We start from the raw sequence: 13,014 nt of genomic DNA, 5'->3' as shown, positions 1-13,014 counted from the left end.
GGCAAAGTGCTTTTAATGAATAGACTTGACTGGGTATTCTTTTTGAATTTGAGAACGACTTAGTTGAGGCGTTACTGAAGCCAAGAACGATGGTTAGTCCTTACTCCGCGTCACAGACCCATTCAAAGCGAGGTACCCATTTTCCTTCGTATTCGACTTGTTCAAGAAACATCTCAAGCGGACGAACAAACCACGCTTGATCGCCATACAATGGAAAATAAACCACCATAACTTCATCATTTTCACTGTGCACTGCACTACCAAGCACTTGATATCGACCACCTTTGAAGTGCTGATAAATTCCAGGTTTAACCATATCTTCTATGACTCCATCAAGGTCGTACCCTTGTTTCAAACGACTATCGCTTTACGACGAACGTTAAAACAATAATTGTTGCACCGGCGCATAGGATCGACGATGTATTTTAGTTAGACCATGTTGCTGTAACGCTTCTCGATGCTGCTTAGTTGGATACCCTTTATTGCGGTCAAATCCATATTCTGGGTATTGCTGATGAAATGCCAACATCTCATGATCGCGGGTAACTTTTGCAATAATGGATGCGGCGCTGATCGCTGGTTCAGTTAGATCACCTTTAATAATTGCTTCAGCAGGACATGGTAAATTGGGTAACTTATTTCCATCCACTAGCGCTTTTTCTGGCGCGGTTTGCAGGGCAGCAACCGCTCGCTCCATTGCGCGCATCGACGCTTGAAGAATATTGATCTCGTCAATTTCTTCAGCTTCTGCACGGCCTAACGCCCAAGCAATCGCTTTTTCCTTAATTTCAAGCGCCAATGCTTCACGCTTTTTTTCCGTCAACTTCTTTGAATCGGTTAAACCAATAATTGGATTATTAGGATCTAAAATAACCGCAGCGGCCACCACTGGTCCAGCTAGGGGTCCACGTCCAACCTCATCAACTCCGGCGATTAACATGGCGTTTTCCTTCAATCAGTTCAATAACCGCATTTGCAGCAATAGTGTCTGCATCCTTTCTTAGATCCGTATGAATTTGAGTAAAACGTTCTACCATATGGTTTACTCGGTCCCCACCGTGTAATAACTCAATCACTTCGTTGGCTAACAACTGCGGTTGACATTGTTCTTGAATCAACTCTTTTACTAAACGTTCATCGGCCAATAAATTTGGCAAAGAAACGTTTTTAATTTTTAGCATTCGGCTAAATATGGCATAGCTAAAGCGCGACATTTTATAGCCTACAACCATTGGCTTCTTTAACAACGCAGCTTCTAAGGTCGCGGTTCCAGAAGCGATCAAAACGGCATCGGATGCCGCCATAACTTGGCGAGCATTACCTACAAAAATTTGAATCTTAGGGCAGTCTTCAACATTACTTAAAATCGATTCCAATTGAATTTTTCGTTGCTCATTGATGACGGGCAAAACTAGCTGTAAATCAGGGAAAGTTTCGAGACAAATTTTCGCCGCCTCGATAAATGGCTCGACTATGTGTGACAACTCACTCGAGCGACTGCCTGGCAATATAGCCAATACTGGCGAGTCAACTTTGAGCTTTAATTGTTCTCTATACTCTTCAACATTCACTCGCATATCAATCGCGTCCGCCAATGGATGACCGACACATTCAACGTCTATCTGGTGTTTTCTGTAGTAAGGTACTTCAAAGGTAAATAACGCCAGCATCAAGTCGACGGCTCGCTTTATTTTAAAAATGCGTTTAGGTCGCCAAGCCCAAACGGAAGGACTCACGTAATGAACCGTTTTAATTCCAAACGCTTTTAATGCTAACTCAAAATCTAAATTAAATTCAGGAGCATCGATTCCAATAAAACAATCGGGAGGAGTAAGCTTTAACTGCTCGATCAACTCTTTTCGCTTCTTACTCAACTCTCGATAACGCTTTAATATGGCCACAATACCCATAATCGAGAGCCTTTCCATCGGATAAACGCTGCGGCATCCTTCTGCCTGCATTTGCGGACCTGCAATTCCTGAAAGTTCTAGCGACTCACCATAATGCTGCTTTAACTTTCGACATAATCCAGCGCCAAGTAAATCACCGGACGCTTCGCCCGCCACCACGAAAATTTTTCTTTGAGTCATGAACTAGTCTCGACTAACGAACGATGCCTCGCTCCGATGCTTGAATGAAGTCGACAATGCTACGAATGTGTCCCTTATCTGAAATCGCATTGATTTCTGCAATAGCTTGTTCTAATCGAAGACCTTTACGATACAACGCACGAAACGCATTTTTGATCTCTCGTATTTGATCGCTGGTATATCCTCGACGCTTCAACCCCTCTGAATTAATAGCTCGAGGTTGACTGTCATGAAGCATCACATACGGAGGAATATCTTGAGTAATTCGACTATTGATGCCAGCGAAAACATGCGCACCAATTTTACAAAACTGATGAATACCAGTAAAACCACCTAAGATCACCCAGTCACCGATTTTCACATGGCCGGCAGCGGTTGCACTATTGGCAAAAATGACATGATTACCAACGACACAATCATGGGCAACGTGAGTATACGCCATAAACAAACAATCGCTGCCAATTTGCGTGTAACCTAAATCTTGGCTCGTACCACGATGCACGGTACAGCTTTCGCGAAAAACATTGTTATCACCAATGATTGTTTGAGTAGGTTCACCCGCGTATTTTTTATCTTGGTTCTCTTCACCAATACTGGAGAACTGAAAAAAGCGGTTATTCTTACCTATTTGAGTATCACCATTAATAACAACATGCGGCCCAACTTGAGTGCCAGAATCAATTTTTACGCCTGCACCAATAATTGAAAAAGGTCCGACACTGACGTCACTGGCGAGTTCAGCTTTAGAATCAATAATGGCTGTAGGATGGATCATATAACGCTCTTTTTCGCACACATCAAATCAGCAGAGCATACCACTTGTCCATCGACGGTCGCCTCCGCTTTGAATTTCCACATATCACGCTTCCGTCGCTCAACAACAACTTTAAGATGCACTTGATCGCCTGGCTCAACAGGTCGTTTAAAACGGGCATTGTCGATACCAACAAAGTAATACAATGAATCTTCACTTGGCAGCTCATTCATTGTTTTAAAAGCAAGAATACCCGTTGCTTGTGCAAGTGCTTCTAAAATTAACACGCCTGGCATGACTGGGCGATGAGGAAAGTGCCCGGTAAAACAAGGTTCATTTACCGTGATGTTTTTAATCGCATGCAAATGTTCCCCTAACTTAAAATCAAGAACACGATCAATCAATAAAAACGGATAGCGATGCGGTAAATGTTTCATCACCTCATGAATGTCCATCATTGAAATTTCGTTGCTATCACTCATCTGAATTCTCACTCTTTAACTGTGCTATCTGTTTTTCTAATTGTTTAATACTTTTTGCCATTTCGTCTAGTTGACGTAAACGCGCAACGTTTCGTTTCCAATCGCGATTGCTCATCAATGGAGAACCTGACGAGTAAGCACCTTTGTCTAACGACTTACTGACTTGTGAACCAGCCGTGACATGAACACCATCAGCTAACTCGATATGACCCAAAATCGTTACTCGACCACTGATGGTACAATACTCACCCACCTTAGAACTTCCAGCGACTCCGGAATAGGCAGCCATCGCACTATGATCACCAAACTCAACATTGTGAGCAAGGTGACACATATTATCGAGTTTCACATCATCACCAATAACCGTGTCTCGAATAGCTCCTCGGTCAATGGTGCAGTTAGCTCCACATTCAAAATCGCTACCGATAACCACACCACCTAACTGTGGTATCTTCACCCAGTTTCCCGCTTCATTGGCAAAACCGAACCCGTCACTACCAATGACACTTCCCGAATGAATAATGGCACGCTCTCCTATGGTGACATTGTGATAAATGCTTACACTGGGATAAATTCGAGAATCATTCCCGATTCGAGACCCTTGCCCAACGACGCAGTTAGCACCGATTTGAACATTTTCGCCAATACAAACACCCTCTCCAATAATAGCACCCGCCGCAATGTTTGCCGATTGAGCAACGTCAGCTGAGTCAGCAACAACCGCCATAGGATGAATGCCGGTAGCAATGGGTGGAGTGGTATCGAGCAACTGCGCAACTTTAGCAAAGCCTAGATAAGGATTATCCATAACCAGTGCATTGCCAGAAAACTGATCCGCTAACTGTGGCGCCAAAATCAAAGCACTTGCTTTAGTGGACGTTAAGTACCCTTGGTATTTCGGATTGCTTAAAAACGCGATCTCTCCAGAGCCAGCATCTTGGATCGTGTTAATAGCAAAGACGCGGCAAGCCGCGTCTCCTTTAATCTGTGCGCCTATTATTGACGCTATTTCATGTAACTCATAGCCCGACATTGTTTCGGTCACTTCCGTGATTAGTTTCCGATTGCGTTAAGTTTAGCTAACACTTGGTCAGAAATATTCACCGACTCGCCAACCCATAACAAAGCTTCACGATTGACGATCATATCGAAGTTACCTTCTTTCGCTACTGCGTCAATTTGTTGAGAAATAACACCGTACAACGCACGCTGTTCTTCTTGACCACGTCGAGCTGAATCTTCTTTTAGCGTTTTTTCTTTAAACGTGATTTGAGACTGTAACTCTTGAAGTTGTCGGTTAGTTTCAATGCGCTCTTGTTGGCTCATTGTGGCACTATTCTTTTCAGCATTTTCTTGGATTGAACGGCCTTTATCAACTAAGGCTTTTAGCTCTTCTGTGCGCTCTTTAAACTCAGCATTTAGTTTTTCTGAAATCGCCACTCGTTGTGGTGCTTTTGATAACACGTACTGAACGTCAACGACGCCAATTTTATTCGCCGCCGTAGCTGTGGTGATTGATGCAACAACCAAGCTAATAATTAGAAAAAATTTCTTCACAACACTTCCCCTTTAGTAACAACTTTTCGCGCTGTTGATTGCGCTAAGCGATATATTTTTAAACACTGTAAAAATTAAAATGTTCGACCAATGTTAAACTGAAACTCTTCGAACTCATCAAACTCTTGGCTTCGAATTGGTCGACCAATACTGATGGAAATAGGTCCCATGGGTGACAGCCATTGAATAGCAAAGCCCGCCGATACACGATAAGTGTCAACATTACTATAATCAGGCATTAATCCAGTCATTCCATTCGGGAATGTGACCATCATACCATCATATCGGTCAACGTCGAACTTTGTATTCCATACATTGCCAGCATCGACAAAGAAACTGGTTCTTACGCTGCGGTTCCCTTCTGCAAAAGGCGTCGGGAAAATCAACTCAAGTGTACCTGATGCTTTGGCATTGCCACCCGAAGAATAACGGGTCAATTGTAAAGTATCGTTCTCTGGAGGCAAGATAATCGGATAACTGGTGCCATCAGGACCGGTAACGGTTGAACTGGTCGGAGTTCGAATTATTTCTCGTGGCCCGACGGTATTATTTTCAAAGCCACGCATTGCATCACCTGAACCACCGTAGAAGTTTTCGAAATACGGCAGACTCGAACTTACACCGTCGCCATATCCATCACCGTAAGACAATTTGAAAGCCGTCTTGAAGCTCCAACCCGGCGTGATCGACCAGTAGTTTGAAAACTCATAGCTTAATTTGTAGTACTCAAGATCGGAACCTGGCACCGATGCCTCTAAGGTGACTTGATTTAACGATCCAGAGTCAGGGAATACACCACGGTTCAAAGTATTTCTTAACCAGCTTGTTTGCAACTCGACTAAAGAAAAATCGAGACTAGTATCGACATAAGGATCAAGACCAAAACCTGAAAATAAGTCAATGATTTGCTGAGAGCGACCACCACTTGCCGTGTAGGGGTAAGAGTTTAAAGTATTTTTAAGGAAGTTACCGCCAATATTGAAACGTGAAACTTCGCTTAAAGGAATACCAACATTCGCGCCAATACCTAACGAGGTTTGCGATGAGCGGTTAATATTTAATTCACTGTAATCCGTCTCGCGGAAAAACACATTGTATCCAAGACTCACACCATCAACCGTAAAGTATGGTTGGGTGTAGTTAAAGCTGTAATTTTGTACCGCTTTTGAATTATTTAACGATAGCGAGACACGGTCGCCACTGCCTTGAAAGTTTTCATGACTGACACTTGCTTGAATCGACAAGCCGTAAAAGCTTCCGTAACCTAGACCACCAGATATGGTTCCTGCCGACCGTTCTTTGACTTTAAACTCCACATCAACTTGATCATCGGTTCCATCAACTTTGGGGGTTTCAACGGTAACTGACTCAACGAATGGTAGTCGTTCCATGCGCACTTTTGAACGCTCAACTAACTGCGTCGAAAGCGCCTCTCCTTCCATCAATCGAGCCTCACGTCGAAAGACATGATCGTTGGTGCTTTCGTTACCTGAAAACGAAATTCTTCTTACATAAGTTTTCTTTTTGGGATCAACAAAAATCGTTAATACGACTTCTTTCTTCTCTTCATCAATGTCAGGAGCACTCATTACATTAGCGAACGCATAACCTTGATAGCCTAAGAACTCTGCAATTCTTTCTTCAGCAAAGCTGATCGCAGCACCACTGTAGGTGTCACCCTTTTGCAAGGGCACCAACGCACGCAATTGCTCTTCGGTATAAACCAGTTCACCCGAGAACTTGATATCACTGACCGTAAATTTTTCACCTTCATCGACATTAATGGTGATAAACATGCCTTTTCGATCGGGTGAAATCGCCACCTGAGTCGACGTTATTTGAAATTTTAAATACCCTCGGTCAAGGTAATAGTTACGTAACTTTTCAATATCGCCCGACAGTTTTTCTCGAGCATACTGATCATCACTGGTGAAGAACGAAAACATTCCACCGGTCGATAATTCGAACTGATCAAGCAAGTCTTCATCACTAAAAATTGAGTTTCCAACGATATTAATTTCTCGAATCGTTGCGGGCTCGCCTTCATCAACATCCATTCGAACTTGAACCCGATTACGTGACATATTCAACGCTCGAGTTTTAATTTTCACGCCGTATTTTCCATGCGAGAAATATTGATTTTCAATTTCTGAAGCAATGGCTTCAAGTGCAGCAGCTTGATAAACTTCGCCTTTTGCAAATCCTGCACTGCGCATTCCATTTAACAAGTCTTCTGTCTTTAATTCTTTATTTCCTTCGATCACAATGTCAGCGATGATCGGACGTTCTTCAACGTCAAATACTAGCGTATTTCCTTCGCGAGAAACTTTAATGTACTGAAATGAGCCGGTACGATTTAGGCTACGAATAACGTTTGGTAAACGTGCTTCGTCGAGGTTCTCTCCAACTTGAATCGGCAGGTAGGTAAAAAAGGTACCAATATCGATTCGTTGCAGGCCATTGACCTTTATATCTTGTACTTTAAACGTTTCAAAGTTTGCAAACACACCGGTGCAAACAACGGCAAGTACTGACTGAATAATTATTTGTTTTATTGTCATAAAGACCCGTAAACTCCGAACTACAAACGAGCGATATCATTAAAAAGTGCAATCGCCATTAATCCAAGCACAAGCACCATACCGATTCTCAGCCCATATTCTTGAGCTTCGTCAGACAGTGGTTTGCCTTTCAACCACTCAATCGCATTAAATAACAAATGCCCACCATCTAACATTGGTACCGGCAACAAGTTAATCAGGCCTAAATTGACACTGATAATGCCTAAGAACCCTAAGAAGTACACCCAACCACCGCGAGCAGAGGAACCAGCGCCTTCCGCTATCGATAGTGGTCCGCCAAGCGATTTGGTGGACACTTCACCCACAATTAATTTTTTGAACATGGTGCCGGTTAGAGCAATCACCTCAGCGGTTTTATTTACCGCAAGCTTAAAGCTTCCAATAAATCCCGCAGACTCATATTCAAAATATGAGTAGACTTTGATACCCAAAAGCCAATTTTGTTCCACTTGACGTGGATATACTTGAAATTCTTGTTCCTGCCCGTCACGGTTGACCTTCACGCTAATCGCTTGGTCTGACTGAACCGCTTGCATAAACCCCTGAACATCCCTAAAACTGCTGATTTTGGTATCATTCAACTGGAGAATTCGATCTCGCGGTTTTATTCCCGCCTGCTGTGCCGCTCCATTGGGATCGAGCTCGTAAACCAGAGGGTCGATGGCGTCAATTTGTGTAAGGCCGAGACTGGCTAGTGGATCTGGACGACGATCGTCGACTTTCCAATCACTAATGTCTAATTTCAATGACTTGGTTTGATTATTGCTCCAGTCAAGCACTTCCAAATCAATTTGCCCGGACTCTCCAAGGCGTTCTACCAACGCCCAAACCACATCGTTCCAACCATTAACCGATTGACCATCAACCTTTAGAATTTGATCATTGCGTTGAACTCCGGCGGTTTGAGCGATCGATCCGGCCAATGGTTCAGCAACAATCGGCTTCATAACCCAAGTGCCGGAAAAGAACATCAGCCAGTAAACCACCAATGCCAACACAAAATTAGCCAGAGGCCCGGCAAAGACGATAACATTTCTTTTCCACAATGCCTGACGATTGAACGCTTGTGATCGCTCTGATTCAGCGACGTTGCCTTCTCGTTCATCCAGCATTTTAACGTAACCACCTAACGGAATGCCGGCGACAACGTACTCGACGCCATCTTTTCCGACTCGACGCCAGAGCGGCTTGCCAAAGCCAACTGAAAAACGCAGTACTTTTACTCCCAATTTGCGGGCGGCATAGAAGTGCCCCCACTCATGGAAGGTCACCAGAATACCTAAGGCGACCAAGAAAAATACTAAGTTGTATAAAAATTCGATCATCGAAACTCTACTGTTTAATTCTTTCAATTCTGCTGCGAGCAAACTCGCGCGCGCGAAGATCCTGCTGTATCAAGCCGTCAATATCAAGTCCAAATTGATTTTCGAGTGAATTAAGTGCCATTTCGTTCACTTCTGCAATTTGCGTAAAGCCAATTTGGTTCGCTAGAAATGCTGAGACCGCTTCTTCATTGGCCGCATTGAGAACCGCCGCTGCAGAGCCTCCTGCCTCGAACGCCTCTATCGCTAGCTTTAAGCACGGATAACGCTGCTCATCAGGTGTATCAAACGTTAATTGAGCGATTTGACGAAAGTCAAGCGGCTCAACACCTGCGTCAATACGCTTGGGCCAGGATAATCCATAAGCAATGGGCGTACGCATGTCTGGTTGACCTAATTGAGCGATCACCGAGCCATCAACATAGCTCACCATAGAATGAATAATACTTTGAGGGTGTAACACAACCTCTAGTTGAGACGTTGTTATTCCAAATAAATGACAAGCTTCAATGACTTCTAAACCTTTGTTCATCATCGTCGCCGAATCAACAGATATTTTTTTTCCCATATCCCAATTAGGGTGAGCGCAAGCTTGCTCAGGTGTTACCTTCACTAATTCTTCGATTGGCCACTCACGAAACGGACCACCGGATCCGGTCAGCAAAATTTTAGCGATACCCGCTTGCTCTATGCCCCCTGCACTATAGTCAACCGGCAGGCATTGAAAGATGGCATTATGCTCAGAATCGATGGGTAGTAACGTTGCACCAGAATGTCTGACTGCCTGCATTAGCAGTTCTCCGGCCACCACCAAAGACTCTTTATTGGCTAGTAAAAGCTTTTTGCCCGATTCAGCGGCCGCCAATGAAGAGGCTAAACCCGCCGCACCGACGATGGCCGCCATGACAGTATCAACGTCGCTGGCAGATGCAACGTCAACTAATGCTTCAGGTCCTTGAAAGATGCCTATAGAAGTATCTATTGAAGCGATCTGTTGACTGAAATCGCGAATATCAAGGCTGGTATCCGTCACGACCAACTGTCGCGGACGAAATTGCTCGGCCAACTTAGCAAGCAAGGTTAGGTTAGAATGTGCTGACAGGGCAAAAACTTGATAAGTTTCGGGATGCCGAGCAATAACATCTAAGGTATTTAAGCCTATCGAGCCAGTTGCACCTAAAACCGCGACCTGTTGCATTAAATCCACCCTAGCAACTTAGCAACCAGCACATAAAATGGTGCCACGGCAATGGTACTATCTAGCCGATCAAGTAACCCACCATGTCCGGGTAATAATTGGCTCGAGTCTTTAATTTGCACTTGACGCTTGAGCAAGCTTTCGAATAAATCGCCTAAAACTGAAACCACAACCAACAGTAATACGGCAGCCACAACCGCAAGAGGATGCGCCGTGGGTAAATCTAAGACGAAAATACCAACCGTCGCCACAACCGAGCTTAAAAAGACACCGCCTAAGGCACCTTCCCAAGTCTTTCCTGGGCTAATCGCTGGAGCCAGTTTACGTTTGCCCCAAAGCTTACCAAATAAGTAACCGCCGACATCGGCTCCCCAAATCATAAACAGCATAAACAAAACTAGATAGGCGCCGCGATAAGGTTCGACAATGGTAGATGACCCTTGAATAGCAATGACCGACACCCAAAAACCCAACAAGATAATCCAACCAAGAAGTAATCGAGGCCAATGATGAGACGCCCAAAATGATCGATGTTTGGCTGATAACAACATCATCAGAAATGCGCAGGCCCACGCGACAAACGATAACCAGTAAACCACTAAGGTTGAGGTTAAATGCCACTCGATAAACCAAGTGCTTGGCCAAAACTCTAGCGCTGGCGCTAAATACCAAACGCCAAGTGCAGAAAGCGCAACGAGCATGGCATAAAATGAACGAGCCATGCCGCTTCGAAGGTCACCTAAGCGCCCCCATTCCCAAGCCATTAAATAAAGAACGATAACCAAAGCCGCAGCAAATTCGTGCAAGGAAAGCACAAACAGTAATATACCAACTAATGGCAGCAACAAAACGGCGGTTATGATTCTTTGTTTTAACATTATTATTTTTTCCCAAGGCTAGTTGTCGCGACATCGGCTTGGTCAACTTGCTCTCCGGTTTGACCGTAGCGGCGTTGTCGACGGCCAAACTCATGCACCGCTTGTTTTAATAATTCAGTATCAAAATCTGGCCATAACGCTTCTGAAAAATACAATTCAGAGTAAGCGCATTGCCACAATAAAAAATTGCTAATTCTAACTTCACCACCCGTACGAATTAATAAGTCGGGATCGGGCAAGTCAGCACCCGAAAGATGCAGACTAATATCTTCAGCCGTTAACGGCTCCAATGGCGAAGCGCTCTCTCGCTCACTCATGGCTTTGTTTACCGCATTGGTAATATCCCATTGTCCGCCATAATTTGCAGCGATTTGCAAAACAATGCCATCGTTGTCTGCGGTTAATTGTTCTGCCGAAGTAATCGCTTTTTGAAGCTTACTGTCGAAGCGACTAATGTCGCCAATCACGCGTAATTGAACGTTGTTTTTGTGCAGCGACTTTGATTCTCTAGTAAGGCCCGTGACGAACAAATTCATCAGAAAGCCCACTTCTTGTTCCGGTCGCTTCCAGTTCTCACTACTAAAGGCAAACAACGTTAAAACCTTAACGCCCATCACTCCGCAAGCTTCGACCATTTCACGAGCCCGGTCCATACCGGCTTTGTGTCCTGATACGCGCTTTTTGCCTCGCGCTTGCGCCCAACGACCATTACCGTCCATGATGATGGCAATGTGCTGGGGTATTTTTTGTTCGCTTTGTTGTGATTGCGGCATGATCTTAAATACACAAACGCCGCGTAAATCACGCGGCGTGTTAATTTACTGATTGATGAGCAATTAAATTTCCATCAACTCATCTTCTTTTTCGGCCAGAACACTATCGATCTTTGCAACATGTTCATCGGTCAACTTTTGAATCTCGTCTTGAGCACGACGCTCGTCGTCTTCAGAGATCTCTTTCTCTTTGACCAAGTCCTTTAACGTAGAGTTCGCATCACGTCGAATATTTCTTACCGCAACTTTGGCACCTTCGGCCTCACCACGAACAACTTTAATCAAATCTTTACGTCGTTCTTCTGTTAGTGGCGGTAGTGGAATTCGAATAACTTGGCCAGCTGAATTTGGGTTTAAACCTAAATCAGAATTCATAATGGCTTTCTCAATTGCCCCAACCATGTCTTTTTCCCATGGCTGAACCTGTAAAGTACGCGAGTCAGCAATAGAAACGTTGGCAACTTGAGTTATCGGTGTTTCAGAACCGTAATAAGACACCGTTAAGTGTTCAATTAAACTTGGGTGAGCACGGCCTGTACGAATTTTAGTTAAGTCGTGTTTGAAAGCGTCGACTGACTTTCCCATGCGTGTCTTAGCGTCACTTTTTATGTCATTGATCACAAGGCTTCCCCTTTGGCTTAATTCTTTTTTAGCACTCGATTATAGTGCCTTCCTGCTTCCCTGTCGCAACACGCACCAGCGCACCAGGGTTATTCATATTAAATACGCGAATTTTCTTTTGATGATCACGAGCCAAACAAAATGCTGTCAAGTCCATCACCGCTAATTGACGATGCAATGCTTCTTCATAGGTTAGCGATTCGTATTTGACTGCGTCTGAGTATTTATTTGGGTCAGCAGAATAAACTCCGTCAACTTTGGTCGCTTTGCAGATTAAATCCGCTTCAATTTCAATACCACGCAAACAGGCCGCTGTGTCGGTTGTAAAAAATGGATTGCCCGTCCCGGCACAAAAAATCACGACCTGACCACGCTCCATAAAGCGCATTGCAAATCGACGATTGTAATCTTCACACACACCGGTCAATGAAATCGCAGACATCACACGTGTTTCTACACCGGTTCGCTCCAGCGCATCTTGCAAAGCTAAGGAGTTCATCACCGTTGCTAGCATCCCCATGTGGTCGCCAGCAACCCGGTTCATCCCTGCTCGCGCGAGTTTTTCCCCGCGGAACAGGTTTCCACCACCGATCACAATACCAACCTGAATATCAGCTTGAATGATGTCTTTTATCTCTTCCGCCAAACGATCCAACACTTGAGGATCAATACCGAAAGATTCGCTCCCCATAAGGGCTTCGCCACTTAATTTGAGCAATATTCGCTTATAGGGCAACACATCAGTTGTAGTCATCGG

14 protein-coding genes are annotated in these 13,014 nt (G+C 44.3%); all 14 read right to left on the bottom strand.

Annotation, left to right across the window (positions count from 1 at the left end):
* Positions 1-100: 100 nt before the first annotated feature.
* Complete coding sequence (locus tag Q9312_RS17295) at positions 101-316, bottom strand: DUF1653 domain-containing protein (RefSeq protein ID WP_309202108.1); 216 nt, start codon at positions 314-316, stop codon at positions 101-103.
* 63 nt (positions 317-379) lie between these two features.
* Positions 380-940: a ribonuclease HII gene (gene rnhB / locus Q9312_RS17290; protein ID WP_309202107.1), complete on the bottom strand. Its 561-nt coding sequence runs from the start codon at positions 938-940 to the stop codon at positions 380-382.
* A complete protein-coding gene (gene lpxB, locus Q9312_RS17285) occupies positions 921-2,090 on the bottom strand; it encodes a lipid-A-disaccharide synthase (RefSeq protein ID WP_309202106.1) in 1,170 nt (389 codons plus the stop codon). The genes rnhB and lpxB overlap by 20 nt, the downstream gene beginning before the upstream one ends.
* Before the next feature lie 13 nt (positions 2,091-2,103).
* Complete coding sequence (gene lpxA / locus Q9312_RS17280) at positions 2,104-2,865, bottom strand: acyl-ACP--UDP-N-acetylglucosamine O-acyltransferase (protein WP_309202105.1); 762 nt, start codon at positions 2,863-2,865, stop codon at positions 2,104-2,106.
* A complete protein-coding gene (gene fabZ, locus Q9312_RS17275; RefSeq protein ID WP_309204522.1) occupies positions 2,862-3,302 on the bottom strand; it encodes a 3-hydroxyacyl-ACP dehydratase FabZ in 441 nt (146 codons plus the stop codon). The genes lpxA and fabZ overlap by 4 nt, the downstream gene beginning before the upstream one ends.
* Positions 3,303-3,318: 16 nt before the next feature.
* Positions 3,319-4,371 carry a UDP-3-O-(3-hydroxymyristoyl)glucosamine N-acyltransferase gene (gene lpxD, locus Q9312_RS17270; RefSeq protein WP_309202104.1) on the bottom strand — a complete coding sequence of 351 codons (1,053 nt, stop codon included), beginning with the start codon at positions 4,369-4,371 and terminating at the stop codon, positions 3,319-3,321.
* A gap of 8 nt (positions 4,372-4,379) precedes the next feature.
* Positions 4,380-4,883, bottom strand: a complete 504-nt coding sequence (locus tag Q9312_RS17265) for an OmpH/Skp family outer membrane protein (RefSeq protein ID WP_309202103.1) — start codon at positions 4,881-4,883, stop codon at positions 4,380-4,382.
* A gap of 74 nt (positions 4,884-4,957) precedes the next feature.
* Positions 4,958-7,444 carry an outer membrane protein assembly factor BamA gene (gene bamA, locus Q9312_RS17260; RefSeq protein ID WP_309202102.1) on the bottom strand — a complete coding sequence of 829 codons (2,487 nt, stop codon included), beginning with the start codon at positions 7,442-7,444 and terminating at the stop codon, positions 4,958-4,960.
* 20 nt (positions 7,445-7,464) lie between these two features.
* Complete coding sequence (gene rseP / locus Q9312_RS17255; RefSeq protein WP_309202101.1) at positions 7,465-8,790, bottom strand: RIP metalloprotease RseP; 1,326 nt, start codon at positions 8,788-8,790, stop codon at positions 7,465-7,467.
* Between the two features lie 7 nt (positions 8,791-8,797).
* Positions 8,798-9,985 (bottom strand): 1-deoxy-D-xylulose-5-phosphate reductoisomerase, encoded by a 1,188-nt coding sequence (gene ispC / locus Q9312_RS17250; protein ID WP_309202100.1) that lies wholly within the window; start codon positions 9,983-9,985, stop codon positions 8,798-8,800.
* A complete protein-coding gene (locus tag Q9312_RS17245) occupies positions 9,985-10,863 on the bottom strand; it encodes a phosphatidate cytidylyltransferase (RefSeq protein ID WP_309202099.1) in 879 nt (292 codons plus the stop codon). The genes ispC and Q9312_RS17245 overlap by 1 nt, the downstream gene beginning before the upstream one ends.
* Positions 10,864-10,865: 2 nt before the next feature.
* Positions 10,866-11,636 (bottom strand): undecaprenyl pyrophosphate synthase, encoded by a 771-nt coding sequence (uppS, locus tag Q9312_RS17240; RefSeq protein ID WP_309202098.1) that lies wholly within the window; start codon positions 11,634-11,636, stop codon positions 10,866-10,868.
* A 63-nt stretch (positions 11,637-11,699) separates the two neighbouring features.
* Entirely contained in the window at positions 11,700-12,257 is a 558-nt protein-coding gene (gene frr / locus Q9312_RS17235; protein ID WP_353961546.1) for a ribosome recycling factor, read from the bottom strand.
* Between the two features lie 28 nt (positions 12,258-12,285).
* Positions 12,286-13,011 (bottom strand): UMP kinase, encoded by a 726-nt coding sequence (gene pyrH, locus Q9312_RS17230; protein WP_309202097.1) that lies wholly within the window; start codon positions 13,009-13,011, stop codon positions 12,286-12,288.
* Positions 13,012-13,014: the final 3 nt, after the last annotated feature.

This window comes from Pleionea litopenaei (assembly GCF_031198435.1).
GTDB lineage: Bacteria > Pseudomonadota > Gammaproteobacteria > Enterobacterales > Kangiellaceae > Pleionea > Pleionea litopenaei.
Note: the sequence above shows the minus strand (reverse complement) of the source record. Positions and strands in the feature narration are given on the sequence as shown.

Excerpts from the sequence above, each read along its gene's own strand:
- rseP (WP_309202101.1), bottom strand. The coding sequence starts at position 8,790 with ATGATCGAATTTTTATACAACTTAGTATTTTTCTTGGTCGCCTTAGGT.
- lpxA (WP_309202105.1), bottom strand. The coding sequence starts at position 2,865 with ATGATCCATCCTACAGCCATTATTGATTCTAAAGCTGAACTCGCCAGT.
- ispC (WP_309202100.1), bottom strand. The coding sequence starts at position 9,985 with ATGCAACAGGTCGCGGTTTTAGGTGCAACTGGCTCGATAGGCTTAAAT.
- bamA (WP_309202102.1), bottom strand. The coding sequence starts at position 7,444 with ATGACAATAAAACAAATAATTATTCAGTCAGTACTTGCCGTTGTTTGC.
- lpxB (WP_309202106.1), bottom strand. The coding sequence starts at position 2,090 with ATGACTCAAAGAAAAATTTTCGTGGTGGCGGGCGAAGCGTCCGGTGAT.
- Q9312_RS17295 (WP_309202108.1), bottom strand. The coding sequence starts at position 316 with ATGGTTAAACCTGGAATTTATCAGCACTTCAAAGGTGGTCGATATCAA.
- rnhB (WP_309202107.1), bottom strand. The coding sequence starts at position 940 with ATGTTAATCGCCGGAGTTGATGAGGTTGGACGTGGACCCCTAGCTGGA.
- fabZ (WP_309204522.1), bottom strand. The coding sequence starts at position 3,302 with ATGATGGACATTCATGAGGTGATGAAACATTTACCGCATCGCTATCCG.
- Q9312_RS17245 (WP_309202099.1), bottom strand. The coding sequence starts at position 10,863 with ATGTTAAAACAAAGAATCATAACCGCCGTTTTGTTGCTGCCATTAGTT.
- uppS (WP_309202098.1), bottom strand. The coding sequence starts at position 11,636 with ATGCCGCAATCACAACAAAGCGAACAAAAAATACCCCAGCACATTGCC.
- pyrH (WP_309202097.1), bottom strand. The coding sequence starts at position 13,011 with ATGACTACAACTGATGTGTTGCCCTATAAGCGAATATTGCTCAAATTA.